Annotated in this window: 22 protein-coding genes; 13 read left to right on the top strand and 9 right to left on the bottom strand. The window is 69.5% G+C overall.

The window, feature by feature from the left end:
- The first annotated feature begins 22 nt into the window (after window positions 1–22).
- Complete coding sequence (locus PGN16_RS00215; protein ID WP_335307417.1) at window positions 23–934, top strand: glycosyltransferase family 9 protein; 912 nt, start codon at window positions 23–25, stop codon at window positions 932–934.
- Window positions 891–1,289, top strand: coding sequence for a DUF6165 family protein (locus tag PGN16_RS00210; RefSeq protein ID WP_028965154.1), 399 nt, complete (start codon window positions 891–893; stop codon window positions 1,287–1,289). The genes PGN16_RS00215 and PGN16_RS00210 overlap by 44 nt, the downstream gene beginning before the upstream one ends.
- Before the next feature lie 174 nt (window positions 1,290–1,463).
- Here PGN16_RS00210 and PGN16_RS00205 read toward each other — a convergent pair whose 3' ends face one another.
- The gene (locus PGN16_RS00205) at window positions 1,464–2,045 is read right to left on the bottom strand and encodes a histidine phosphatase family protein (RefSeq protein WP_335307416.1); all 582 of its coding nucleotides are present in this window, start codon (window positions 2,043–2,045) and stop codon (window positions 1,464–1,466) included.
- A gap of 165 nt (window positions 2,046–2,210) precedes the next feature.
- Here PGN16_RS00205 and PGN16_RS00200 point away from each other — a divergent pair, with 165 nt between their 5' ends.
- From PGN16_RS00200 to PGN16_RS00170, 7 genes are all read left to right on the top strand, one after another.
- The gene (locus tag PGN16_RS00200; protein WP_335307415.1) at window positions 2,211–3,323 is read left to right on the top strand and encodes an NAD-dependent epimerase/dehydratase family protein; all 1,113 of its coding nucleotides are present in this window, start codon (window positions 2,211–2,213) and stop codon (window positions 3,321–3,323) included.
- Complete coding sequence (locus PGN16_RS00195) at window positions 3,320–4,375, top strand: SDR family NAD(P)-dependent oxidoreductase (protein WP_335307414.1); 1,056 nt, start codon at window positions 3,320–3,322, stop codon at window positions 4,373–4,375. Before PGN16_RS00200 ends, PGN16_RS00195 begins: the two co-directional genes overlap by 4 nt.
- A gap of 14 nt (window positions 4,376–4,389) precedes the next feature.
- Entirely contained in the window at window positions 4,390–5,457 is a 1,068-nt protein-coding gene (locus PGN16_RS00190) for a glycosyltransferase family 4 protein (protein ID WP_335307413.1), read from the top strand.
- Window positions 5,454–6,566: a CgeB family protein gene (locus tag PGN16_RS00185; RefSeq protein WP_335307412.1), complete on the top strand. Its 1,113-nt coding sequence runs from the start codon at window positions 5,454–5,456 to the stop codon at window positions 6,564–6,566. The genes PGN16_RS00190 and PGN16_RS00185 overlap by 4 nt, the downstream gene beginning before the upstream one ends.
- Window positions 6,563–7,651: a CgeB family protein gene (locus PGN16_RS00180; RefSeq protein WP_335307411.1), complete on the top strand. Its 1,089-nt coding sequence runs from the start codon at window positions 6,563–6,565 to the stop codon at window positions 7,649–7,651. Before PGN16_RS00185 ends, PGN16_RS00180 begins: the two co-directional genes overlap by 4 nt.
- On the top strand, window positions 7,651–8,718 hold the full coding sequence (locus PGN16_RS00175; protein WP_335307410.1) for a CgeB family protein: 1,068 nt from the start codon (window positions 7,651–7,653) through the stop codon (window positions 8,716–8,718). The genes PGN16_RS00180 and PGN16_RS00175 overlap by 1 nt, the downstream gene beginning before the upstream one ends.
- Window positions 8,719–8,986: 268 nt before the next feature.
- Window positions 8,987–9,259 (top strand): CsbD family protein, encoded by a 273-nt coding sequence (locus PGN16_RS00170; RefSeq protein WP_335307409.1) that lies wholly within the window; start codon window positions 8,987–8,989, stop codon window positions 9,257–9,259.
- Between the two features lie 344 nt (window positions 9,260–9,603).
- On the opposite strand, the gene PGN16_RS00165 is transcribed toward PGN16_RS00170, so the two are convergent.
- From PGN16_RS00165 to PGN16_RS00150, 4 genes are all read right to left on the bottom strand, one after another.
- Complete coding sequence (locus PGN16_RS00165) at window positions 9,604–9,987, bottom strand: response regulator (RefSeq protein WP_335307408.1); 384 nt, start codon at window positions 9,985–9,987, stop codon at window positions 9,604–9,606.
- On the bottom strand, window positions 9,980–13,441 hold the full coding sequence (locus tag PGN16_RS00160; protein WP_335307407.1) for a CheR family methyltransferase: 3,462 nt from the start codon (window positions 13,439–13,441) through the stop codon (window positions 9,980–9,982). Before PGN16_RS00160 ends, PGN16_RS00165 begins: the two co-directional genes overlap by 8 nt.
- Window positions 13,434–13,997 (bottom strand): PAS domain-containing protein, encoded by a 564-nt coding sequence (locus tag PGN16_RS00155; protein WP_335307406.1) that lies wholly within the window; start codon window positions 13,995–13,997, stop codon window positions 13,434–13,436. Before PGN16_RS00155 ends, PGN16_RS00160 begins: the two co-directional genes overlap by 8 nt.
- A gap of 91 nt (window positions 13,998–14,088) precedes the next feature.
- On the bottom strand, window positions 14,089–15,501 hold the full coding sequence (locus tag PGN16_RS00150; protein WP_335307405.1) for an L-serine ammonia-lyase: 1,413 nt from the start codon (window positions 15,499–15,501) through the stop codon (window positions 14,089–14,091).
- Between the two features lie 306 nt (window positions 15,502–15,807).
- On the opposite strand from PGN16_RS00150, the gene PGN16_RS00145 reads away from it, so the two are divergent.
- The 4 genes from PGN16_RS00145 (at window position 15,808) to PGN16_RS00130 (ending at window position 19,361) form a co-directional block, all read left to right on the top strand.
- Window positions 15,808–17,244, top strand: a complete 1,437-nt coding sequence (locus PGN16_RS00145; RefSeq protein ID WP_335307404.1) for a hypothetical protein — start codon at window positions 15,808–15,810, stop codon at window positions 17,242–17,244.
- 39 nt (window positions 17,245–17,283) lie between these two features.
- Window positions 17,284–18,009, top strand: a complete 726-nt coding sequence (locus tag PGN16_RS00140) for a hypothetical protein (RefSeq protein WP_335307403.1) — start codon at window positions 17,284–17,286, stop codon at window positions 18,007–18,009.
- A 53-nt stretch (window positions 18,010–18,062) separates the two neighbouring features.
- Entirely contained in the window at window positions 18,063–18,686 is a 624-nt protein-coding gene (locus tag PGN16_RS00135; RefSeq protein WP_335307402.1) for a TetR/AcrR family transcriptional regulator, read from the top strand.
- A 264-nt stretch (window positions 18,687–18,950) separates the two neighbouring features.
- Entirely contained in the window at window positions 18,951–19,361 is a 411-nt protein-coding gene (locus PGN16_RS00130) for a hypothetical protein (protein ID WP_335307401.1), read from the top strand.
- An 84-nt stretch (window positions 19,362–19,445) separates the two neighbouring features.
- Here the strand turns inward: PGN16_RS00130 and PGN16_RS00125 are convergent, their stop codons facing one another.
- The 4 genes from PGN16_RS00125 to PGN16_RS00110 form a co-directional block, all read right to left on the bottom strand.
- The gene (locus PGN16_RS00125; RefSeq protein ID WP_335307400.1) at window positions 19,446–20,696 is read right to left on the bottom strand and encodes an arsenic transporter; all 1,251 of its coding nucleotides are present in this window, start codon (window positions 20,694–20,696) and stop codon (window positions 19,446–19,448) included.
- Window positions 20,697–20,766: 70 nt separating this feature from the next.
- On the bottom strand, window positions 20,767–22,035 hold the full coding sequence (locus PGN16_RS00120; RefSeq protein ID WP_335307399.1) for an MFS transporter: 1,269 nt from the start codon (window positions 22,033–22,035) through the stop codon (window positions 20,767–20,769).
- Between the two features lie 254 nt (window positions 22,036–22,289).
- Entirely contained in the window at window positions 22,290–22,781 is a 492-nt protein-coding gene (locus PGN16_RS00115; RefSeq protein WP_335307398.1) for a nucleoside deaminase, read from the bottom strand.
- Window positions 22,782–22,898: 117 nt separating this feature from the next.
- On the bottom strand, window positions 22,899–23,996 hold the full coding sequence (locus tag PGN16_RS00110; RefSeq protein WP_335307397.1) for a lactonase family protein: 1,098 nt from the start codon (window positions 23,994–23,996) through the stop codon (window positions 22,899–22,901).
- Window positions 23,997–24,016 lie beyond the last annotated feature (20 nt).

The following is a 24,016-nucleotide window of genomic DNA, read 5'->3' as shown; positions in this document are numbered from 1 at the left end:
GGTGCGCGGCGTTTGCGGCGGCATGAGCGATCACGGCTGGACCCGGGCGATGCGCGAGGAGCGCTACGACGACGCCTGGGCGATCGAGCGGGCGGTGCTCGCGGCACGCGATCCGGCGACGCGCGACGATCCGGCGCTGCCCTATCACCAGCGCTGGGTCTGGGACGGCTGCGCGGTCGATGGGCGCGACGTGCTGGTGCGCTGCTATCACGGACTCGGCGACACGCTGCAATTCGCGCGTTTCCTCCCGGCGCTGGCGCGGCGCGCGCGGTCGGTGACCGTCGAGGCTCCCGCGCGGCTCCAGGCGCTGCTGCGCGTTCCCGGCGTCGCGCTCGCGCCGTTCGACGAAGCGCACCCGCTGCCGCCATCGGATTGCGATATCGAAATCACCGAGCTGGCGACCGCGCTGCGCTATGCCCCGCGCGACGTGCCGCTCCCCTATCTCCACATCGCGCCGGCGCCGCTGCCGGCGGGCACGATCGGGCTCTGCTGGCAGGCGGGCGACTGGGACGCCGAACGCTGGGTGCCGCCTGCGCTGCTCGAACCGATCGCGGCGAAGCACCGCTGCCTGTCGCTGGTCAGCGCGCCGACCACGCTGCCGGTCATCAACCCGGAGGGCTGCCCGTTCGATCTGCAAGCGACCGCCGCGCTCGTCGCCGGCTGCGCGCTGGTCATCACCGTCGACACGATGATCGCGCATCTCGCCGGCGCGCTCGGGCGGCCGACGTGGCTGCTGCTCAAGGCCGCGCCCGACTGGCGCTGGGACCCAGCGCGCCGCGACAGCGCCTGGTACCCGCACACCCGTCTCTACGCGCAGCCGCACGCGGGCGACTGGCATACGCCACTCGCCGCCATCGCGCGCGATCTCGACTCGTTTGAAGGAGAAGACCATGGCCAGCCTCCCCAGCCCGTCCGTGCCCGTGTCCTGGGGTGAGTTGCTCGACAAGATCACGATCCTCGAGATCAAGCAGCACCGCATCGATCGTGCCGACGCGCGCGCCAATGTCGCGCGCGAACATTCGCTGCTGTCGCGGATCGGCGCGGGCGTGCTCGGGCAGGACGAGGTCGCGCCGCTCTATGCGCGTCTGAAGTCGGTCAACGAAGATTTGTGGGAGATCGAGGACGCGATCCGCCGCGAGGAGGCCGCGCGCAGCTTCGGCGGCGAGTTCATCCGGCTGGCGCGCGCGGTCTACGTCAAGAATGACGAGCGCGCGGCGCTGAAGCGCGCGATCAACGTCGCGCTTGAGTCCGATCTGATCGAAGAGAAGAGCTATGCGGCGGTGAATTGATCTCTTTGACACAGAGGCGTCTTTTCCGGGGCAACTACACCTTTGGATTGGACAGACATGGGCCCCTGCCTTCGCAGGGGCGACGGCGGCCAGAAGAACCGTCACCCCTGCGAAGGCAGGGGCCCATGTCTGTAAAGTCCATCCCCACGCCGCCTCACCCGCGCCGCCGATGTGTCACCTGAAACGCTCGTTCAACGCCACCACCATCGCCCCCTCGCCCTCCAGCGCCAGCGTCGTCACCGACCCCGGATCGCACCCCAGCGAGAAGATCCGCGTCAGCGGCAACCCCAGATAATGCGCCACGACGCCGCGGATCACGTCGCAATGCGACACGCCCAGCGTCACGCCCTCCCCGCACCCCGCGACGAACCCGACCGCGCGCGCCACCGCCTCGCCCATCGTCTCGCCGCCCGGACAGCGCGCCGTGCCGCGTTCGGCGTTCCAGCGCTGCCAGTCCGCCTCCGCGTCCAGCGCGGCGAACGAGCGCCCGGTGAACGCCCCGAAATCCACCTCGTCCAGCGCCGCGTCGGCCGTAACGGGCAAGTCCAGCGCCGCCGCGACCGCCGCCGCCGTCTCTCGCGTCCGGGCGCGCGGGCTGGTGACGATCCGCGTCACGCCGCGCGACGCGACCAGCCGCGCAAGTTCTTGGGCCTCTGCCTGCCCGCGCCGATCGAGCGAGATATTCGAGCGACCACTCAACACGCGGCCGACTTCTTCATGATGCCCATGCCGGGCGAGCAAAACAATTCTGGCCATAGCGGATTGATCTGAATCAACTCACCCGCAAAGTCCACGAAAATTACGGTAACGCAATTATTTTTGGAACCAAGCTAAGTAGAAGATGTTCTTCTTTCTGCAATCAACCAGCAATGCACGCGCGTGTCATTGATCGATATCAATTGCGGGGCGGGAGGAATATTCGTGGAAACCATTCTCATCACCGGCGGGGCCGGCTTCATCGGGCGTTTCGTGGCCGATGAGCTGCTGGCACGCGGCCACGAAGTCCGCGTGCTCGACAGCCTGATCGAACAGGTCCACGGCGATTGCGAGCGCCCGCCGCTCCTCAACGACGCGGTCGAGCTGATCCGCGGCGACGTGCGCAACGGCGATGTCGTCAGCAAGGCGCTCGACGGCGTCGACAGCGTGATCCATCTCGCCGCCGAGGTCGGGGTCGGCCAGTCGATGTACGAGGTCGAGCGCTACACCTCCACCAACGACGTCGGCACCGCGGTGTTGTTCGAGAAGCTGATCGACAAGCCGGTGCGCCGCGTCGTCACCGCCTCGTCGATGTCGATCTATGGCGAGGGGCTGTACCGCGACCCCGACGGCAATCTGGTCCAGGACGCCGAGCGCAAGGGGTTGCGCGATGGCCTCACCAACTGGGAGCCGGTCGACGCACAGGGCCGCCCGCTTACGCCGGTTGCGACCCCCGAGTGGAAACAGCCGAACCTCGCCTCGATCTACGCGCTCAACAAATATGTGCAGGAGCGCACCACGCATATCATGGCCGCGCCTTACGGGATCGAGGGCGTGTGCCTGCGGCTGTTCAACGTCTACGGCCCCGGCCAGGCACTCTCCAACCCCTACACCGGCGTGCTCGCGATCTTCGCGTCGCGGCTGCTCAATGGGCAGCAGCCGATGATCTTCGAGGACGGCGAGCAGCGCCGCGACTTCGTCCACGTCAGCGACGTCGCACGCGCGTTCGCCGATGCCTTGTTCCTCCCGCAGGCGGTCGGCGGCACGTTCAACATCGGCTCCGGCCATGACCGCTCGGTCACCGAAGTCGCCACCGAACTGGCCAAGGCGATGGGCAAGAACGATCTCGCCCCGGAAATCGTCGGCAAGGCGCGGATCGGCGACATCCGCCACTGCTTCTGCGACACGACGCTGGCGCAGGAACGGCTCGACTTCCGCGCGACGCAGGATTTCACCGCCGGGCTCGCCGAACTCGCCGAATGGGTCGCCGAGCAAACCGCCGAGGACAAGGTCGCGACGATGCGCGCCGAGCTCGAGCGCCGCGGGCTGGTCGCATGAGGGGGCCGGTACTGGTTACCGGCGGCGCCGGCTTCATCGGCTCGAACCTCGCCGACCGGCTCGCCGGTGAAGGGCATGACGTGGTCGTCTATGACGCACTCGCCCGCGCCGGGGTGGAGCGCAACCTGGCGTGGCTGCGCGAACGCCACGGCAAGCGCATCCGCTTCGTCCATGCCGATGTCCGCGACGCCGCCCGGCTCGCCGACGAGGTCGGGGGCGCGGCGGCGGTGTTCCACTTCGCCGCGCAGGTGGCGGTGACCACCAGCCTCGACGACCCCGCCGACGATTTCACCACCAACATCACCGCCACCTTCCAGTTGCTCGAGGCGATCCGCACCCGCGCGCCGGACGTGCCGTTGATCTTCGCCTCCACCAACAAGGTGTATGGCGATCTCGCCGATCTCGATTTCGTGCTGGAGAACGAAGCCTATCGACCCGTCGACCCGCAGGTCCGCGCGCACGGCATCGGCGAGGCACGCCCGCTCGACTTCCACACGCCCTATGGCGTGTCGAAGGGCGCGGCCGACCAATACGTCCTCGATTACGCGCGCAGCTTCGGGCTCAAGACCTGCGTCTTCCGGATGAGTTGCATCTACGGCCAGCGCCAGATGGGCACCGAGGATCAGGGCTGGGTCGCGCACTTCCTGATCCGCGCGCTCAACGGCGAGCCGATCACGCTTTACGGCGACGGGCATCAGGTCCGCGACGTGCTCGACGTCCGCGATGCGGTGAACGCCTATCTCGCCGCATGGCGGCGGATCGACGACGTCGCCGGGCGCGCCTTCAATCTCGGCGGCGGGCCCGACAATGCGGTCAGCCTGCGCCAGTTGCTCGCGCATATCGCGACGCTCACCGGCCGCCCGGTCGACGTACGCTATTCGGGCTGGCGCGCGGGCGACCAACGCTATTTCGTCGCCGACGCGCGCGCCGCCGCCGCGACGCTCGCGCTGCCCGACCGCCGCGACTGGCGCGAGGGCGTCGGCGCGCTCGCCGACTGGCTGCAGCGCGAACATGCCGCCGCCGAGACGCCAGCGATCGAGGTCGCTGCGTGACAGGACGGCTGTTGATGACCGCCGACGCGGTCGGCGGCGTCTGGCAATACGCGCTTCAGCTCGCCGCCGATCTGGTCCGCGCCGGCTGGTCGGTCGACCTCGCCACGCTCGGCCCCGCCCCCTCGCCCGCACACCACGCACAGACCGAAGCAGCCGGCGTCACGCTGATCGACACCCGCCTCCCGCTCGACTGGCTCGCCAAGGATGCGCAGGCGGTGGCGGTCGCCGCCGATGCGATCGCGGCGCTCGCCGCGGCGCGCGCGGTCAATGTCGTCCAGCTCAACCAGCCCGCGCTCGCGGTCGCCGATTTCGCGATGCCGGTCGTCGCGGTCGTGCATAGCTGCGTCGCGAGCTGGTGGGAGGCGGTCGAGCACGGCCCGCTTCCCGCCGACCTGCGGTGGCAGACCGAGCTGGTCGCGCGCGGCCTCGCACGGGCCGACGCGATCGTCTGCCCGACCCGCGCCTTCGCCGCGACGGTCCAGCGGCTCTACGCGCTCCCCGCCGCGCCGCGCGCGATCCACAACGGCCGCACGCTGCCCGCCGCGACCGGCGCGCTCGACGCGCGCGCCTTCACCGCCGGACGGCTGTGGGACCGCGGCAAGAACATCGCGACGCTCGATCGCGCCGCCGCCCTGCTGTCGCTGCCGTTCCGCGCCGCCGGTCCGGCGCGCGGCCCGCATGGCGAGCATCACAAGCTCCACCATCTCGAACCGCTCGGCCGGATCAGCGACGCCGCGATCGCCGCCGCGCTCTCGACCCGCCCGATCTTCGCCTCGGCCGCTTATTACGAGCCGTTCGGGCTGGCGGTGCTGGAGGCGGCGTTGACCGGTTGCGCGCTGGTCCTGTCCGACATTCCGACCTTCCGCGAATTGTGGGACGGCGTCGCGACCTTCGTCGCCCCCGACGATGCCGAAGGCTTCGCGCAGGCGATCGCCGCGCTCGCCGCCGACACCGACCTGCGTCTCGCCCGCGGCGCGCTCGCCCGCACCCGCGCGCTCGATTACGCGCCCGAACAGACCGCGCGCGCAATGGCCGCGCTGCTCGACCGCGTCACCGCCACCGGCGAGCGGGTCGCGGCATGAAGCTGGTCTATTTCACCCACAGCCTCGCCTCGTGCTGGAACCACGGCAACGCGCATTTCCTGCGCGGCGTGCTCTCCGAGCTGATCGCGCGCGGGCATGATGTGCGCGTCTACGAGCCGGCCGGCGCGTGGAGCCTCGACAATCTGCTCGGCGACCATGGCGAAGCCGGGCTCGACGCCTATCGCAACGCCTATCCCGAACTGTCGTCGCAGACCTTCGTCCCCGACGCCGACCTCGCCGAACTGGTCGACGATGCCGACGTCGTGATCGTCCACGAATGGAACGCGCACGATCTGGTCGCCGCGCTCGGCACGCTCCGCCGCGATGGCGCGCGCTTCACCTTGCTGTTCCACGACACACACCACCGCGCGGTCAGCGCGCCCGAGGAGATGCGCGCCTACGATCTCGACGGCTATGACGGCGTGCTCGCGTTCGGCGAGGCGCTGTCGCGCGTCTATCGCGACTGGGGCTGGGGCGACCGCGTCTGGACGTGGCACGAGGCCGCCGACACCCGCCGCTTCTTTCCCGTCGATGGCGAGCACCGCGACGGCCTCGTCTGGATCGGCAATTGGGGCGATGGCGAGCGCACCGCCGAGATCGAGAACTATCTCCTCGCCCCCGCGCGCGACGCCGGGCTGCCGCTCGATATTTACGGGGTCCGCTACCCCGACGACGGCAAGGCGATGCTTGCGTCCTATGGCGCGCGCTATCACGGCTGGGTGCCCAACGCCGCCGCCCCCGCACTGTTCGCGCGCGCGTTGGCGACGGTCCACGTGCCGCGCCGTTATTACACGACGATCCTGCCCGGCATCCCGACGATCCGCGTCTTCGAGGCATTGGCATGCGGCCTCCCGCTCGCCAGCGCGCCGTGGGACGATGCCGAGCATCTCTTCCGCCCCGGCACCGACTTCCTGTTCGCGCAAACGCCCGACGAGATGACGCGCATCCTGCGCGACCTGCGCCACGACGCTGGTCTGCGCGCGTCGCTCGCCGCCGCCGGGCTCGAAACCATCCGCGCGCGCCACACCTGCGCGCACCGCGTCGACGAACTGCTCGCGATCCTCGCGCAGCTCGACGCCCCCTCCCATTCACGGAGCATCCCAGCGTGAAGATCGCCTTTTACGGGTCCAGCCTGCTGTCCTCCTACTGGAACGGCGCCGCGACCTATTACCGCGGCATCCTGCGCGCGCTCGGCGAGCGCGGCTATGACATCACCTTCTACGAACCCGATGCGTTCGAGCGGCAACAGCATCGCGACATCGACCCGCCTTCCTATGCCAAGGTCGTCGTCTATCCCGCGACCCACGACGCGCTCCGTGAGGTCCTCGCCGAAGCCGCCGACGCCGACATCGTCGTCAAGGCGAACGGCGTCGGCGTCTTCGACCGCGAGTTGCTCGAAGGCATCATCGCCCATGCGCGCCCCGACGCGCTCAAGATCTTCTGGGACGTCGACGCCGCCGCGACGCTCGACGAGATGCGCGCCGATCCCGATCATCCGGTCACCGCCGCGCTGCCGCACCTCGACATGGTGCTGACCTATGGCGGCGGCGATCCGGTCGTGAACGCCTATCGCGGGTTCGGCGCGGCGCAGTGCATCCCCGTCTACAATGCGCTCGATCCGCAGACGCACCATCCCGTCCCTGCCGACGAGCGCTTCGCATGCGACCTCGCCTTCCTCGGCAACCGCCTCCCCGACCGCGAGGCGCGGGTCGAGGAATTCTTCCTCCGCCCCGCTGCGCTGCTCCCGCAACAAAGCTTCCTGATCGGCGGCAACGGCTGGGATACGAAGGCGATGCCCGGCAACGTCCGCCATCGCGGCCATGTCTTCACCGCCGAGCACAATGCCTTCAACTGCACGCCGCGCGCGGTCCTCAACGTTGCGCGCGACTCGATGGCGCACATCGGCTTCTCGCCCGCGACGCGCGTCTTCGAGGCCGCCGGCGCCGCCGCCTGCCTCATCACCGATGCGTGGGAGGGGATCGAACTATTCCTCACCCCCGACCACGAGGTGCTGGTCGCGCGCGACGGACAGGACGTCGCCGATCATCTCGCCGCGCTCACCACCGAGCGCGCGCAGGCGATCGGCCAGGCCGCGCTCAAGCGCGTGCTCGCCGAACACACCTACGATCTGCGGGGCGCGCAGGTCGACACGCTCTTCAAGGCGCACGCCGCCCGCCAGCGCGAGGCCGCGTGATGAAGCTCGTCGTTCTCGGCCTCTCGCTCAGCTCCAGCTGGGGCAACGGCCATGCCACCACCTTCCGCGCCCTGCTCCGCGCCTTCGCCGCGCGCGGGCACGACGTGCTGTTCCTCGAACGCGACATGCCCTGGTATGCCGCGCACCGCGACGAACCCGCGCCCGATTATTGCCGGCTCGAACTCTACGACAGCCTCGCCGCGCTGGCCGATTGGCGGACGGAGATCGAACAGGCCGATGCGGTGATGGTCGGCTCCTACGTCCCCGACGGGATCGAGGTCGGCAAGCTGGTCCAGCAATGGGCGAAGGGCGTGACGACCTTCTACGACATCGACACGCCGGTCACGCTCGCCAGGCTGGCGCGCGGCACGTGCGACTATGTCTCGCCCGAGGTCATCCCCGGCTACGACGTCTATTGCTCGTTCACCGGCGGCCCGACGCTGCGACTGATCGAGGAACGCTACAAGAGCCCCGCCGCGCGCGCGCTCTATTGCTCGGTAGACGCCGACCGCTACCGCCCGACCGGCGCCGAGAAGCGGTGGGACCTGTCGTATCTCGGCACCTACAGCGACGATCGCCAGCCGACGCTCGAGCGGCTGTTGATCGAACCCGCGCGCCGCCACCCGGAAAAGCGCTTCGTCGTCGCCGGGCCGCAATATCCCGACACGATCGACTGGCCCGCCAATGTCGAGCGGATCGAGCACCTCGCCCCCGCCGACCACGCCGATTTCTATTCGGCGAGCCGCGCGACGCTCAACGTCACGCGCGCCGACATGATCGCCGCCGGCTGGTCGCCTTCGGTGCGACTGTTCGAGGCGACCGCCTGCGGCACCCCGATCGTCTCGGACCGCTGGCCGGGGATCGACGAACTGCTGACACCCGATGCCGAGATCCTGCTCGCCGACACCGGCGACGATGTCGCAGCGGCGCTCGCCCGTCCCGACCTCGACGCGATCGGCACCGCCGGCCGCGCGCGCGTGCTCGCCGAACACACCGCGCACCACCGCGCCGCCGAACTCGAAGCGCATCTTCACGAAGCGGCGAGCGCCAAGCTGACCGACGCCTAGCTCCGATCGGCATATCCCGGCATCTGCCCACGTCCGTCATCCCGGACTTGATCCGGGATCCCGCTTTTGGCGCGGTTGCCGAAGAAGCGGGGCCCCGGATCAAGTCCGGGGCGACGAACAGGGAAGCGTCAGCTAAAAAGGGCGGGTCCGCCTCGACGTCGCTGGGCCTCACTAGGTCGTTGCAAGTGCAGCGAAGCATCACGGCGTAACGGAACGAACCGCCTTTGATCCCGGTTATGCCCCGCGAACCCAAACAAGGAGATGTTCGATGAACAGCGATACGCTGACCGGCACGACCACCGATCTGGGCGGCAAGCTGAAGGAAGGCCTCGGCAAGGCGTTCGGCGACAATCAGCTTCAGGCCGAGGGCAAGGCTGATCGCGCCGAGGGCACGGTGCAGAAGACCTTTGGCGAGGCCAAGGAGAGCGTCGCGCCGTTGCTCGATCAGGCGCGTCGCTTCGTCAACGAGCGTCCGTTCGCCGCCGCCGCGGTGGGTGGCGTGATCGGCCTCGCGCTGCTCAACACGCTCCGCGGCAAGTAAAGGACGAGCAGGGGGAGCAAGCCTCCCCCTCACGTCGCCCCGGACCTAAGCCAACGGTTCCGCTTCTTCTAGGGCCGATCGACATTCATGATGGTGTCCTCTTGCCCTCGCCCCTGGATAGGGGAGAGGGATTGCGGAGCTTGCCAGCTTGCTGGCTAGCGCAGCTTGGGTGAGGGGTTGAGCGAGCCAAAGGCTCGCGCGCTCGCTTGCGCGAGCGCCACCCCTCACCCAGCTCCGACTAAGACTTTGCTGCGCAAAGCCTAAGTCTGCGCAACCCTCTCCCCTCTGCGAGGGGCGAGGGCAGGCAACCATGAATGTCGATCACCCCTCGACCTTGAGAAGGCCTACGCCGCCCGCCGCCGCGCCGCACAGCCGCGCAACGCATTGGCCAGCGCGTCCGGCGCGCTCGGCTTCGGACAGACCGTCGCGCTCGGATAGCGCTGCCGCAACGCCGCGTCATCGGCATGGCCCGAATGGAACAGCAACGGCACGCCCGCGGCGTGGAGCCGGTCGGCCGCCGGAAACACCGTCCCGTCCGCCAGCCGCACGTCGAGCACCGCCGCGGCAAAGCGCGCTTCGCACGCCTCGATCGCCGCCTCCGCCTCCACCACCGTCGCGCACGGTCCCACGACGCGGAAGCCCGCCTCCTCGATCGTCTCCTGTAGATCGAGCGCGATGAACAGCTCGTCTTCCACCAGCAGGACGTCGACGTTGGCAGGATCAGTCACGGGCAAGGATACTCTCGGGAAGTTTCATTCGCAGCCGAAACGATCGACCCGCCGCCTCGCTCCCTACCTCGCCGCGCAATTGTCGGACACTGGTGTCGACCAGCAACGATCCGAAGCCGCGCGGCGTCGGCACCGCGCCATGGTCCTCCCGCCCGCGCTCTTCCCACTCCAGCGTAATGCCGCCGTCGTCATCGATCCGCCACCGCACATCCAGCCCGACATCGCCCTGCTCGCCGGCCTCGCCGTCCAGCGCACCATATTTAACGGAGTTGGTCGCCCATTCGTGCAGCACCAGCGCCAGCGACGACAGGCAGTTGCGGTTGAGCGCCACCGCCGGCCCCTCGACCGTGATCCGCGAGTGATCGCGATAAGGGGCCAGCGTCGCATCGACCAGCTCGCGCAGCCCGATCGCCTGCGGCTGTCCGGCGGGCGAGGCCAGCGAATGCGCCGCGCCCAGCGCCGCGATCCGGTGCCGCAGGTCGGTGGCGAAGGCGCGCACCTCGGCATGGTTGCGCGACGCCACCGTCACCATCCCTGCGATCACCGCGAACAGGTTCTTCACGCGGTGGTTCATCTCGCGCAGCATCAGCTCGCGCGTTTCCGCCAGCGTATATTCCGGCGTCACGTCGATCGACACGCCCACCAGCCGCGGCGGGTTGCTGCCCGCGATCACCCGGCCGAAGCCCTTGATCCAGCGCGTCCCGTCGCCGGCGCGCACCCGGAACGTCGCCTCGTAATCGCCGTTGCGCTCCACCGCGCGGCGCAACGCGGTTTCCACTTTCCCGCGATCCTCGGGGTCGATCCGGTCGAGCAACGGGTCGATCCGCGTCGCGTCGCTACCATCCACGTCGAACAGCCGCTGTTCGACCCCATCGAGCACGGTTTCGCCCGTCTCCGGGCAATATTCCCACACCCCGATGCCGGCCGCCTTGATCGCGAGGTCCAGCCGTTCGCGCTCCGCCGCCAACTGCCGCTCCAGCGACAGCGCCTCGGTGATGTCGGTCAGCACCAGCGTCGTCCCGTCGACCGCGCCCGATTGCGTGCGATAGGGCAGCACGCGCAGCGACAGCACGCGCTCGCCGTCGCGCGTCGTCACCCGGCGCTGGGTCGCCGCGCCGCCCGCCGCCACCGCGCGCGCATCCTCCAGATAGTCGGTTCCGCGCAGCCGGCTCGCGACGTCGCTCAGCGGGCGGCCGCGATCGGCGGGCTGCAACGGGAAGATCGACACCGCCGCCTCGGTATAGCTGCGCACCTTCAGCTCGGCATCCAGCACCACCACCGCCAGTTCGGTCGACTGGTGGAAATTGCGCAGGTCGGAATTGGCGACCGTCAATTGCTCGACCTTGCTCTTCAGCTCGTCGTTGACCGTCGACAGTTCCTCGTTCGTCGATTGAAGCTCCTCGTTCATCGACATCATTTCTTCGTTGGAGCTTTTCAGCTCCTCATTCGCGGTTTCCAGCTCCTCGATCGCCGAGCGCAGCCGGTGCCGCGTCAGCCGCAACTCGTCCTCGATCGCCTCCAGATGGTCGTCGGTGGCGGCAAGGTCCTCCAGCTCGCCCTGATCGGACGGCCGGAACGCACCGCTGTCGCGAAACACGAACAGCAACGTGCCGTCGCCGAGCGGATCGCAGATCACCTCGACCGGCTGGATGCCGTAATCGGTCTCCACCTCGACATCGCGCGCCACCACGCGCCGCCGCTCGTCGCGCGCCTGGCGCAGCAGCGGCCCGATCACGGTGCGCAGGCCGGGCCGTGCGAGATTGACCGCGCTGCTCCCGCCGGTACGCGTCACCGGGAATTCGAAATAACGGCTCAGCTTGCCATAGGCGGCGGTGATCCCGCCGTCCTGGTCGACGATCAGGCTGGCCGGCGCGTAACGCTCGACGATCCGCCGGATCGCGACGCTCTCGTTGGTCAATGCGGGCCCGTCGCCACGACTGTCGCGCTCGCGCCGCGCGCCGGTCGGACGTCCGTTGCCGGGCAGGTCGATCGGATAGCTCGGCGCGCCGGGTGCCCGCTCGTACAAGCGCGCATGCTGGTCGATCGGGGTGAACAGATGCTCGAACCGCCCGACGCTCTCCGACGGTCCCAGGAACAGGTAACCGCCGGGCCGCAGCGCATAATGGAACAGCGGCACCACCGCCTGCTGCAACTTGTCGTCGAAATAGATGAGCAGGTTGCGGCACGACACCAGGTCGATCCGCGAGAACGGCGGGTCCTTGACCACGCTGTGGTTCGAAAAGCGGATCATGTCGCGGATCGACGCCGCCATCGTAAAGCGCTCGGCGTGCGGCACCGCATACCGCTCGCGCATGGCGGCGGGCAGGTCGGCCAGCGCGGCGGCCGGGTAGCTGCCCTCGCGCGCGATCGCCAGCATCTGCTCGTCGATGTCGGTGGCGAAGATCTGCACCGCCAGCGGCTCGTTCATCGTGCGCGCCGCCTCGGCGAACAGCATCGCGATCGTATAGGCTTCCTCGCCGCTCGAGCAGCCGGGTACCCAGATGCGCAGATCGTCGTCGGTGGCGCGGTTGCGCAACAACGGTTCGATCACGCGCGTGCGCAACGTCTCGAACGCCTCGGCATCGCGGAAGAAGCGCGTGACGTTGATCAACAGGTCGCGGAACAGCGCCTCGCATTCCTCGGCATCGCCGCGCACCCGCGCCAGATAGGCGCGCCCGGTGTCGATCCCCAGCACGTGCATCCGCCGCTCGACCCGGCGGATCAGCGTCGACCGCTTGTAGCCAGAAAAATCGTGTCCCACCGCGGTGCGCAGCACGCGACACAGGTCGTCGACATGATCGGCGACCACGCCGGCCTCGGCCTCGACCGGATCGGTGTTGCGGCGCTGGAAAAAGCCTTGCAGGCACTCCAGGATCTCGCCCGCCGGCTTCACGAAGTCGATCAGCCCGGTGCCCACCGCCGACAGCGGCATCCCGTCGTAGCGCGCGCTTTCCGGCTGCTGGACGACGCCGACGCCGCCATTCTCCTTGATCGCGCGCAGCCCGGTCGTGCCGTCGGCGCCGGTGCCGGACAGGATGACGCACGCCGCGTTCGATTGCTGGTCGCCCGCCAGTGACTGGAAGAAGTCGTCGATCGGCCGCCGCATCCCGCGCGGTTGCAGGAAGTCGGTCAGCTCCAGCACGCCGTCGCGGATCGCCAGCCCGCGCCCGGGCGGGATGATATAGACCGTGTCGGCCTCGATCCGCTCGCCGCCCGCGCTCTGCAACACCTTCAGCTTGGTGGCGCGGTCGAGCAATTGCGCCAGCATACTCTCGTGATTGGGGTCCAGGTGCTGGACCACCACGAACGCCAGCCCCGTCGGCAATCGCGCGGGCGCCAGCATCTCGCGCAGGGCCTCCAGCCCGCCCGCGGACGCGCCGATCCCCACCACCGGCACGCCCGGCGCGGTGTCGCGGTGGGTCGTGGCGGAGCGGGGCGCGCCGCTGCTATGCACGATGGTCGATTTCGAGGCCGGCGAGCATCATCTTGGCCTGCGCGACCGTCGCGGCACTGTTGGCGATCGTCAGCAGCGTACCCTCGACCACGATCCCGGCATCCCCCGCGATCGGCGTCAGCCGCCCGAGCGTGCGCTGCAGTTCCGCGTCGTAATCGGCGAGCAATTCGGGTTGCGAGCGGCTGACGTCGAATTGCGAGGCGAAGATGAAGTGGGTGGCGCCCTCGATCGTGCGCAGCCGCGACATATAGAGCAGGTTGACGAACGGCGTCCCGTCCTTGCGGAAGTTCACGATCGGCGTCCGCACGCTGTCCGCACGCGGATTGCCCAGGAACTCGCGCAGCCGCGCGCGCGGTTCGACGTTCGGCGCCTTGTGCTGCAACATGCGGCAGTTGCGCCCGACCACGTCCTCGGGCTCATATCCGGTCAGCGTGCAGAACCGGTCGTTGACCATCAGCAGGTGATTGTCGTCATCCGCACGCGCGATCGCCAAGGCGACGCGCGACTGACGCAGATAGTCGACCAATGCAGGGGGCAGTTCCGGGGGCACGCGCACTCCGATCCGGGCAGGATTGATGTGGATTACGCACGAAGGCGCACCGATAACAACCCTCTTCCCGCCCGCTTGTGTCCCGCGGCCGCCCGGATCAACATTCCACGACGTTCACCGCCAGCCCGCCGAGGCTCGTTTCCTTATATTGCGTGCGCATGTCCTCGCCGGTCTGCCGCATCGTCTCGATCACCGCGTCCAGGCTGACGACATGGCTGCCGTCGCCGCGCAGCGCCAGATAGGCCGCGTTGATCGCCTTCACCGCGCCCATCGTGTTGCGCTCGATGCACGGGATCTGCACCAGCCCGCCGATCGGGTCGCAGGTGAGCCCGAGGTTGTGCTCCATCCCGATCTCGGCGGCGTTTTCGATCTGACGGTTGGTGCCGCCCAGCACCGCCGCCAGCGCGCCCGCCGCCATCGAACAGGCGACGCCCACCTCGCCCTGGCACCCCATCTCGGCGGCCGAGATCGACGCGCGCTTCTTGTAGAGCATCCCGATCGCCGCCGCGGTATACAGGAACCGCCGCACGCCCTGCTGCCGCACCGGCGCAGGCTTGGTCTGCGCCACCAGCGTCTCGTAGAAGCGCAGCACCGCCGGCAACACGCCCGCCGCGCCGTTGGTCGGCGCGGTGACGACGCGCCCGCCCGCGGCATTCTCTTCGTTCACCGCCAGCGCCCACAGGCTGACCCATTCGAACACCTCGGCCGGGTTGCGCCCCGGCGTGTTGCCGGTCAGCGCCTGTTCCAGCGCGCGTGCCCGCCGCCGCACCTTCAACCCGCCCGGCAGCACGCCGTCTTGCGCGATGCCGCGGTCGATGCAGGCATCCATCGCCGCATGGACCGCGTCGAGAAAGGCGTCGGCCTCGTCGCCGCTGCGCCACGCTTCCTCGTTGGCGCGCACGATCTCGGCGATCGTCAGCCCGGTCGCATCGCCCAGCGCGAGCAGCTCCGCACTCGACGAAAACGGATAGCGCACCGCGACATTGCCCGCCGCGACCGGCGCGCCCTTGCGCAGGATCGCGCCGCCGCCGATCGAGAAATAGGTCTCGGTATAGCCGGTCCCGTCCGCCAGCCGCGCGGTGAAGCCGATCCCGTTGGGATGTTCGGGCAGGAAGTCGCGCGGATGGAACACGATGTCCGCCGCCTCCGCGAACGGGATCGTCCGCGCGCCCGCCAGCCGCAAGCGCGAGGTGTCGCGGATCACCTCCAGCAGCGCGGGGGCTTCATCCGGGTCGACGCGCTCGGGCTCCCACCCCGCCAGCCCGAGGATCGCCGCGGTATCGGTGGCATGGCCGCGCCCGGTCAGCGCCAGCGAGCCATATAGGTCGCAGCGGACGCCGACCACGTCCTGCGCCAGCCCGATCGCGCGCTGCGCGAAGTCGAACGCCGCGCGCATCGGCCCGACGGTGTGCGAACTCGACGGCCCCACCCCGATCGTGAACAGCTCCGCGACGCTGATCGGGCGCAGCGCACAGCGATCGAGCGGTGCAGGGGATGACGCGGCGTCCATGAATCCTCGAAACGGCTGGGGGTCTACGCTCCTTCTGTCCGCTACGACGCCGATTGGCCACCCCGTGCGGTGACCCACCGGCGATGCCGCTGAAGCCCGTACATCGGGCTTGGAGCCGATCGACCCTCACGCTCTTATGGCTGATCGCCCCCTTGTTGACCGACGTCTTTCCCTTCGTCGCCCCGGGCTTGATCCGGGGCCCCGCTTCTTTGGCAACCGCGGCGACAGCGAGATCCCGGATCAGGTCCGGGATGACGGAAGAGGATGGGGCGCGATGGATGTCGATCGCGGCTAATCGAAACGATGATGGCGCGCCGCGCCGCGCGCATGACAGATGGGGGGCGGAAGGACATCTTCATGCTCGACGCCGCCAGTTCGACGAACTGCACCGCTGCCCCCTCCGCGCCGCCTCCCCCACCGCCCGCGCCGCCGCCGTCGAACGGCGCGGTCGCGCGCGCGACCCAGTCGGCGCTGCCGCCGGCCAATCCGGCACAAGTGGCGTCGACCATGGTCCGCGCCGCCACCGATCCCGCGACCGGCCGGATCGACACCCGCGCGCTCGCCGATCAGGTCGTGACCGCGGCGCGCAGCGATCCGGCGGCGGCCAGTGCGGCCTATGCCGCGATCGAGGCGGAGGTCGGGCGTGCGGGCGGCGTCGGCGACGTCGGTCGTCTGTCGGCCGACGTTCAGGCGGCCGCCCGCGCGTCGCAACCGGCGAACAACAACGACACGCCGCTCGGCACGACCGTGTCGGGCGCGACGATCCCGGCCGCCAACCGGGTGATCGGCGCGGGCGCGGATCAGGTCGCGCGCGGACAGGCGCTCGCCGCGCAGGGCAGCGCGCTGGTCGAACAAGGCGCCACCCTCACCGCGCGCGGCACGCAATTGCTCACCGACAATCCGATCCTGTCGGTCCGTTGGGAGGGGACGACCAGCGCCTGGACGCAGGCCGGCGGGCTCAGCGGTCCGCTCGCCAACCGGCTGCGCGCCGGCGGGATCGAGGTCGCGACCTGGACCAACCCCGCGCCCGCCGGCAGCGTCGGGCAGGGACAGGGATTGACCCGGGGCCAGGCCAACAACGTCAACGGCTCGGTCGCGGAACAGGCGATCGGCGACCGCTACCGCGCCGCCGGCTTCGACGTCACCACCGCGCCCGATCCCGCCAACCGCGTCCAGAACGGCGCGCGGGTGGTCGACGTCGTGGCCCAGCGTCCGAACGCCGATCCGCGCCTGAACGTCCGGGTCGAGACCGAATCGAAGGTCGGCTACACCACCAACTCCGGTCAGGCCGCACGCGAAGCGACGATGGACATCAATCGCCTCGCCGCCAATCAGACCGCGCGCACCACCGGCGCGGCGCTGGAGACGCAGGGCAGCACGATCGCGCGCAGCGGCGAGGCCGCGCTACAGGAAGGCGCGGGCGCGGTGCGCGCCGGGCAGGTGCTCGGCACGGTCGGCAAGGTCGCCCGCCCGGTCGCGATCGCGATGGACGTGGTTGAGGTCGGCTCCGCCTTCCACGCGGATGGCAACCAGATCGGCGAGAATACCGGGCGCAGCCTGTCGGGCCTCGCGGGCGGCGCGGCCGGCGGCTGGGGCGGCGCGGCCGCGGGCGCGGCGATCGGCACCGCGATCTTCCCGGGCGTCGGCACGGTCGTCGGCGGGATCATCGGCGGCGTCGCGGGCGGGCTGGCCGGCGACTCGGCCGGGCGCGGCATCTTCGACACCGTGCGCGGCTGGTTCTGAGCGCTGGCCGCCGTCGCCGGCGACTGGTAGATCGCGCGCATGTCGAGGATTTCCGATTGGTTCGCCGGCCGCACGTCGTCCGCGCAGCATGACGGTGACGACCCCTATGCCGCGCTGTCCGCGCGGCTCGGCGACTATCCGCCCGACCCGCCCGTCCATCGCGGCGATCCGCACACGTTGAGCGCCGCGGATCGCGCGGAGAACCTCGCCCGCTTCCTTGCCTGCGACGCCGATCGCATCGCCACCGTCATCGCTAGGCTCGCGCGCGAGGGGCTGGATGGCACCGCGCTGCTCGCCGGGGGCGACGCGGCGCTGGCCGAAGGGGCGCGGATCGATGCCTGGCTCGCGCGCTGGGTCCCGCAACGCCCGCTCGATCTCGTCCGCGGCGATGCCGAGGCCAATCCGCCGCACGCCCGCTGGTTCGCCAGCGACCGCGCCGGGCGCGATCTCGTCTTCAGCTTCGTCTCCGATCTGGCCCGGCTCAACGCCGCCGCGATCATCGCCACCGATCCCTTGTTCGCGTGGACGATCGTCGAGGAGGCGCTCGACGCCGCGATCACCGCCGATCAGCCCGGCGAGCCCAGCGATCGCCGCTATCATCTCTGCCTCGTCCGCGACCGATACGACGGCACATCCCCGGTCGTGCTCGACCTCCCGCTCGCCCTGCTCGCGCTCGTCCATGCGCGCATGTCGCCGCTCGGCGTGCCGGTTCAGGCCACCTTTCCGCTATGGCTGTCGTCGATCCGGGACGGCGCCCACGCCTGAGGCCGCCACCGCCCCTCGACGGCGTGGGTCGGCGTCATTATATACCGGTCGTTATGGAATCGATCACCACCGCCGACGCCCCCGCTCCCACCCGTGGGCGTCCGCGCGAATTCTGCCCCGATGCGGCGCTGTCGGCGGCGCTCGGCATCTTCTGGGCCAAGGGCTATGACGGCGCGTCGATGGCGGACCTGACCGCCGCGATGGGCATCACCAAGCCCAGCCTTTACGCCGCGTTCGGCAACAAGGAACAGCTCTTCCACCAGGCGCTCGACCGCTATGAGGCGGAAAAGCTGGCCTATACCCGCGAGGCGCTGAAACAGCCGACCGCGCGTGCGGTCGCCGAGCATTTCATGCGCGGCGCGGTCGCGGCGCAGACCAGCACCTGCGATCCCAAAGGCTGCATGGGCGTCATCAGCGCCACCGCCTGCGGCGCGGAGGGCGATTCGATCAAGGCGCACATCATGCAGCGCCGGCAATCGTCGAACGCCGCGCTGGTCACACGCTTCGAACAGGCGCGGCAGGACGGCGACCTCCCGCAGCATCTCGATCCACAGGGACTGGCCTATTACCTCTATGCCATCCTGCAGGGGATGGCGGTGCTCGCCACCTCGGGCGCAACCCGCGACGATCTCGACGGCGTGGTGACGATTGCGCTGTCCATGTGGCCGACATCCTGATCGAAAAATAAATTACCGATCGGTACACAAAGCCGTTGACGGGCGTTCGGTCGGTTTATATACCACACGGTATGGAATGAGGAGCCAGCGCGGTTCCTCCGCATCGCAGGAGCCGCTCATGGATCCTCGTCGCTTCGTTCGTACCGGCGCGTCTTGAAAGGGGCGCGACCCGCCCGCTCTTTGCCTTTCATCTGCCAGCGCTTCCACCCGTCGTCCGCGACGCCGGGAACGGCTGCGCCCGCCCGTTTCCAAGGGAGTTCGCCCATGGCCTATCTGATGCTCGACGACGATCGCTCGGTCGTCACCACCGCCCCCCTCCCCGCCTCGGTCGTCGCGCCCTGCGCCGATCCGCTGCCCACCGACGCGCCGGCGCGGCTCAGCGCGCTCGAATGGTCGGTGGTGGCGCTCGCGCGCAAGGACCGGCTGTGGTCGCTCGACAAGCCCGGCCGGATCGCCAAGGCAATGGCGGTGCTCTTCAAGCCGCCGCACAACCACATGCTCGCCGACGAGCGGCTCGAGGCACTCCGCCGCATCGCGGTGCTCGGCTGGCATTACGGCTATACGATCCCGACCGAGGAGCTGAAGCGCTTCCTCCACGCCGGCTTCTCGCCCGCGCAATACGAGCTGATGATGGACAGCATCGGCGTCGCCAAACTCCGCACCGCGCACCGGTAATTGCCCGTCATTGCGAGCGTAGCGAAGCAATCCAGGGCGTCCTGATCCAACCCTGGATTGCTTCGCTACGCTCGCAATGACGGATCAGCTGATCACCAACCGCATCCCCAACGCCGCGACCAGCGCCGGTATCATCGTCGCCGCCCCCACCTTCAGGAACCGCCAGAATCCGACGTCCTCTCCCTCGCGCCGGATCGCCTGCAACCACAGGATCGTCGCGAGGCTGCCGGTGATCGACAGGTTCGGCCCCAGATCGACCCCGATCAGCAGCGCATCGACGATCACTCGCGGCGGCTGCGCCTGCGCCACCGCAGTGCTCGCGATCAGCCCGGCGGGAAGATTGTTCATCAGGTTCGACGCGAACGCGAGGATCGTCCCGCTCCACGCCGCCCCACGCACCGGGTCCGCCGCCACACCGCGCAAGCCGCTCGCCACCCACGCGATCACGCCGGTGCGATCGAGCGCCTCGACCAGCACGAACAGCCCGGCGACCAGCGGCAGCACGCTCCACGACACCGATCGCATCGTCGCGATCGGCGAGCGCCGCACCAGCGCCGCCACCCCCAACATCGTCGCCACGCCCGCGACACAGGTCGGCAGCCCCAACGGCCGGTCGAGCGCCGAAACCACCAGCAACAACCCCGCCGTCGCCGCGATCCCTGCCAGCGCCGCCTTGCCCGCCGCGCTCAGCGGTTCGCGCGTCACCGCCGCCTCGCACGTCCCCGTCAACCGCGCGCGCTCGACATGGCGCAAGGTGAAGAACGTCACCACGATCGCCGCTACCGACGGCAAGGCAAACGACGCGAACCACGCCCCCAGCGGCGGCATCTTCCCTCCATACAGCACCAGATTGGCCGGGTTCGAGATCGGCAGCACGAAGCTCGCCGCATTGGCGATCAGCGCGCACGCGAACAGCAACGGCAGCGGCTCGGCCTTCGCCTTGCGCGCCGCGGCATAGACCGCCGGGGTCAGCACCACCGCCGTGGCATCGTTCGACAGAAAGGTCGTCGTCACCACCCCGGTCGCATAGACCAGCAGGAACAGCCGCTTGGGCGAGCCCTTGGCACGGCCGACCGCGGTCGCCGCGACCCAGTCGAACAGCCCCTGCTCGCGCGCGGTTTCGCTCAGCAGCATCATGCCGATCAGGAACAGATAGACGTCGCTGCCCTTCGCCACCGCCGCCAGCGCGTCGCCCGGCGTCACCAGCCCGAACAGCAGCAGCGCCACCGCCCCCGCCACCGCCCAGATCGCCTCCGGCCAGCGGAACGGCCGCGCGATCACCCCCGCGGTCGCGGCGGCGCAAATCCCCCAGGTCGCCCCCGTGGCAAGGATCATTGCGCGCGCGCCGACAGCTTCATCATGCCACGCTCCTGCCGCAACACTCCGCCCGCCGCCAGCGCCCGCGTCACGCCTGCGCCGTCGCGCAGGCCTCGCGCACCACGCCCGCGAACACCACCCACAGCGCGACGCTGATCAAAGCGAAGCTGCCGAGGATATAGAAAGCAACGTGATAGCCGAGTTCCTGCGCCAGCCACCCGCCGATCGCCGGGCTCAGCGACGCCCCGACCCCCTGCACCGTCATCACCGCCCCCTGACCCACATTGACACGGCCCGTCCCGTTCAACAGGCACGCGACGAGGCCGGGCACCGCGACGCTCTGCAACCCCGCGCCGATCCCGTCGAGCGCCTGGACCGGCCACACCCCCCAATGTTCGATGAACGTCCCCGCCAGCGCGCCGCGCACCGGCAGCGCCGCGAACGAGATCAACAGCACCAGCCAGTAACCGCGCCCCGCCGACATCCGCGTCGCGACCAGCGCGGCGACGATCATCACCGCCTGCGCCACCACCACCGTCTCGGCGGTGAAGATCGCCGCATTGCCCTTCCCCGCGCCGACCACCGCCAGCCCGTAGAGCGGCAGCATCGCGCCATTGCCGAGATGGAAGCACGCCAGCGCGGCGGCGAGCACCAGCATCGGCTTGTTGCGGAGCAGCGCGCGGAAGCCTTCGGCCTGTCCGGCGTCGGCGCCGTCGTCGTCGCCCTTTTCCAGCCCGCGCGCGGCCCGGTGGTCGATCGCCTTCTCCGGGATCATCAACACGCTGGTGATCGCCAGCACCCCGAACGCTGCGGCGAGATAGAAGATCGCCGGCATCCCGAACCGCCAGCCGAGATACCCCGACAGCCCCGCGCCGACCATGTTGCCGGCATGGTTCCACGCCTGATTGCGCCCGTTCTGCGCGTTGAAGCCTTTCTGGCGGACGATCCCCAGCGTCATGCCGGTCACCGCCGGCCCGATCGCCGCCCCCGCGATCGCCGTCGCGACCTGGCTGACCGTCACCACCCATCCGGCCTGCGAGAACAGGATCAGGAACGACGCCATGACGGTGCAGATGCCGGTGACGATCACCACCAGCCGCTTCTTCTCGGTATGATCGATGAACGCGCCCGCGGGCACGGTCATCAGCATCCCGGCGACCCCGCCGGCGGTCATCACCGAGCCGATCGGCCCCGCGGTCCAGCCGCGCTGCTGAAGGAACACGCCCAGAAACGGGCCGATTCCCGCCTGCATGTCCGCCATGAAGAAGTTGAGCGCCTCCAGCGGCCGCGTCGCGCGCCTGCGCGCATCGTCACGCGACGGCGAAGCACCGCCGAGCGTATCCGCCACCGTCGCCATGGTCCGCGCTCCTTCACCGTTCGCGCGCCCAACCCGGCAACAATCGGAAATATCCCGTTCGAACCTGATTTATATTGCTGACCGGCGTTCAGAAGCCGGCGAGGATCTGGGTCTAGCGGGAGACGCTGATGAGGCGTGGCCGATGCCCGTCGCCCCGGACTTGATCCGGGGCCCCGCTTCTTCTTCTTCGCAACCGGGTAAGAAGAAGCGGGATCCCGGATCAAGTCCGGGATGACAGAAGAAGACGACCCGCTCTACAAATTCGCCTGCTCCTCCTCGGGCAGCTCGGCATCCGGCGGATAGTAGAGCGCCGCACATTCCTCGCGCAGGCACCCACCCTCGATCACGATATCGTCGCGATACGCGTCGGCGATGAACGACAGCGTGTCGACATGCTTCGCCTCGAAATACATCGCATGAACGTCGTCGCGCCCTGCGCCATAAACGACCCGTCCGACCTTCGACCAGATCGACGCCATCGTGCACATCCCGCACGGCTGAAGCGTCGAATAGAGCGTCGCGTCGCGCAGCTCCAACTCGCCCTCGGCCTCGCACCCGCGCCGGATCGCCATCATCTCGGCATGCGCGGTGGCGTCGGGCAGTTCGTGGGTCTGGTTGCGCTCGGCGGCGATCACCCGCCCGCCGCGCACGATCACCGATCCCAGCGGCGAGGTCGAAGGGTCGCTGCCCTTGGACCGCGCGACCCTGATCGCCTCGCGCATCCAGCGTTTGTCATCCTGTGTCATCCCCGCTGAACGCGGGAGGTTACGATAGGGTGCCAACACGCACGTCGCCCGGGATCAAGGCCCTCCTCGTACATCGCTGGCGGGCGCGGGTTCCCCCGACGCGCGGGAAGATCGCCGTCAGATGCCGATGAACACCGCCGACGGGATCCGCACCACCTGCGTCGCCCGCGCCACCACGCCATCGCGCCCGACCGGCAACCGCGCGACATCGCCCGATCGCTGGTTGGCGACCAGCATTTCGCCGCTCGCTTCCAGCAGCCGAAAATAGCGCGGCCAGTGCCCCCCGCTGGCGACATGCCCGATCGGCCGCAGGTCGCCCGCGCCGTCGATCGCGAAGGTCGCGATACTGTCGTGCCCGCGGTTCGAGACATACAGCCGCGTGCCCGCCGCGTTCATCGCGATATGCCCGGCATAGCTCTCGCCGCGATACGCACGCGGCACCGTCGACAGCACCTTGCGCGCCACGAAGCGTCCGTCCGGCAGCGCCCGCAACACCGTCACCGTATTCGCCAGCTCCGCGACCAGATAGGCGACCGGCAGGCGCGGATGCCGCGCCAGATGCCGCGGCCCCGACCCCGGCGTCGCGCGATAGGCGATGTCGGTCCCGGTCACGCCACTTGCCCCGAGCCGGTGCGCGAAGATCGCATCCGCGCCGAGATCGACCGAATGCAGCGTCCGCCCGTCGCGCGTGAAGCCAACCCAATGCGCGTGCGGTCCGGCCTGGCGCTCCTTGTTCGGGCCGCTGCCCTTGTGCTGGAGCGCGAGCACCGGCCCCTTCGGCAGCCCGGTCGCGCGATCGAGCGTCCACAAGGCGACGCTCCCGCTCGAATAATTGGCCGCCGCCAGCATCCCGCCATCCGGCGACAGCGCGGCATGGCACGGGTCCGCGCCCAGCGTCGACGACACCGCCACCCGGCGGAACGCGCGATCATAGACGCCCAGCCCGCCCTGCTTCTGCTCGTCGAGCACGTAGCGCAGCCCGCGCGCGCCACTCACGGCGAACGAGGCGTTGCGGATGTCCGGCACCGCCGCGCCGCTTCCCCATGCGTCACCCGTCTTGCGCAGCGGCACCACGCCCGCCCCGCCCTCGGCGACATAGGTGCCGACCCATAACGCGGGTGCGGCGACCGCCGCCCGCACCGGGAGCGCGCCCAGCGCCATCAGGCCACCGACACAGGCGCGCCGCGTCATCATCAGGGTTCGATCATCGTTCATGACCGCAGCCAACGCTTTTT

The sequence above is a fragment of the Sphingomonas phyllosphaerae genome, from assembly GCF_036946485.1.
In the GTDB taxonomy this organism is placed as follows: Bacteria; Pseudomonadota; Alphaproteobacteria; order Sphingomonadales; family Sphingomonadaceae; genus Sphingomonas; species Sphingomonas phyllosphaerae_E.
Note: the sequence above shows the minus strand (reverse complement) of the source record. Positions and strands in the feature narration are given on the sequence as shown.

Excerpts from the sequence above, each read along its gene's own strand:
- PGN16_RS00115 (WP_335307398.1), bottom strand. The coding sequence starts at position 22,781 with ATGACACAGGATGACAAACGCTGGATGCGCGAGGCGATCAGGGTCGCG.
- PGN16_RS00140 (WP_335307403.1), top strand. The coding sequence starts at position 17,284 with ATGTCGAGGATTTCCGATTGGTTCGCCGGCCGCACGTCGTCCGCGCAG.
- PGN16_RS00110 (WP_335307397.1), bottom strand. The coding sequence starts at position 23,996 with ATGAACGATGATCGAACCCTGATGATGACGCGGCGCGCCTGTGTCGGT.
- PGN16_RS00190 (WP_335307413.1), top strand. The coding sequence starts at position 4,390 with ATGACCGCCGACGCGGTCGGCGGCGTCTGGCAATACGCGCTTCAGCTC.
- PGN16_RS00185 (WP_335307412.1), top strand. The coding sequence starts at position 5,454 with ATGAAGCTGGTCTATTTCACCCACAGCCTCGCCTCGTGCTGGAACCAC.
- PGN16_RS00195 (WP_335307414.1), top strand. The coding sequence starts at position 3,320 with ATGAGGGGGCCGGTACTGGTTACCGGCGGCGCCGGCTTCATCGGCTCG.
- PGN16_RS00120 (WP_335307399.1), bottom strand. The coding sequence starts at position 22,035 with ATGGCGACGGTGGCGGATACGCTCGGCGGTGCTTCGCCGTCGCGTGAC.
- PGN16_RS00135 (WP_335307402.1), top strand. The coding sequence starts at position 18,063 with ATGGAATCGATCACCACCGCCGACGCCCCCGCTCCCACCCGTGGGCGT.
- PGN16_RS00170 (WP_335307409.1), top strand. The coding sequence starts at position 8,987 with ATGAACAGCGATACGCTGACCGGCACGACCACCGATCTGGGCGGCAAG.
- PGN16_RS00150 (WP_335307405.1), bottom strand. The coding sequence starts at position 15,501 with ATGGACGCCGCGTCATCCCCTGCACCGCTCGATCGCTGTGCGCTGCGC.
- PGN16_RS00175 (WP_335307410.1), top strand. The coding sequence starts at position 7,651 with ATGAAGCTCGTCGTTCTCGGCCTCTCGCTCAGCTCCAGCTGGGGCAAC.
- PGN16_RS00205 (WP_335307416.1), bottom strand. The coding sequence starts at position 2,045 with ATGGCCAGAATTGTTTTGCTCGCCCGGCATGGGCATCATGAAGAAGTC.
- PGN16_RS00145 (WP_335307404.1), top strand. The coding sequence starts at position 15,808 with ATGGCGCGCCGCGCCGCGCGCATGACAGATGGGGGGCGGAAGGACATC.
- PGN16_RS00210 (WP_028965154.1), top strand. The coding sequence starts at position 891 with ATGGCCAGCCTCCCCAGCCCGTCCGTGCCCGTGTCCTGGGGTGAGTTG.
- PGN16_RS00215 (WP_335307417.1), top strand. The coding sequence starts at position 23 with ATGAGCGATCACGGCTGGACCCGGGCGATGCGCGAGGAGCGCTACGAC.
- PGN16_RS00125 (WP_335307400.1), bottom strand. The coding sequence starts at position 20,696 with ATGATCCTTGCCACGGGGGCGACCTGGGGGATTTGCGCCGCCGCGACC.
- PGN16_RS00130 (WP_335307401.1), top strand. The coding sequence starts at position 18,951 with ATGGCCTATCTGATGCTCGACGACGATCGCTCGGTCGTCACCACCGCC.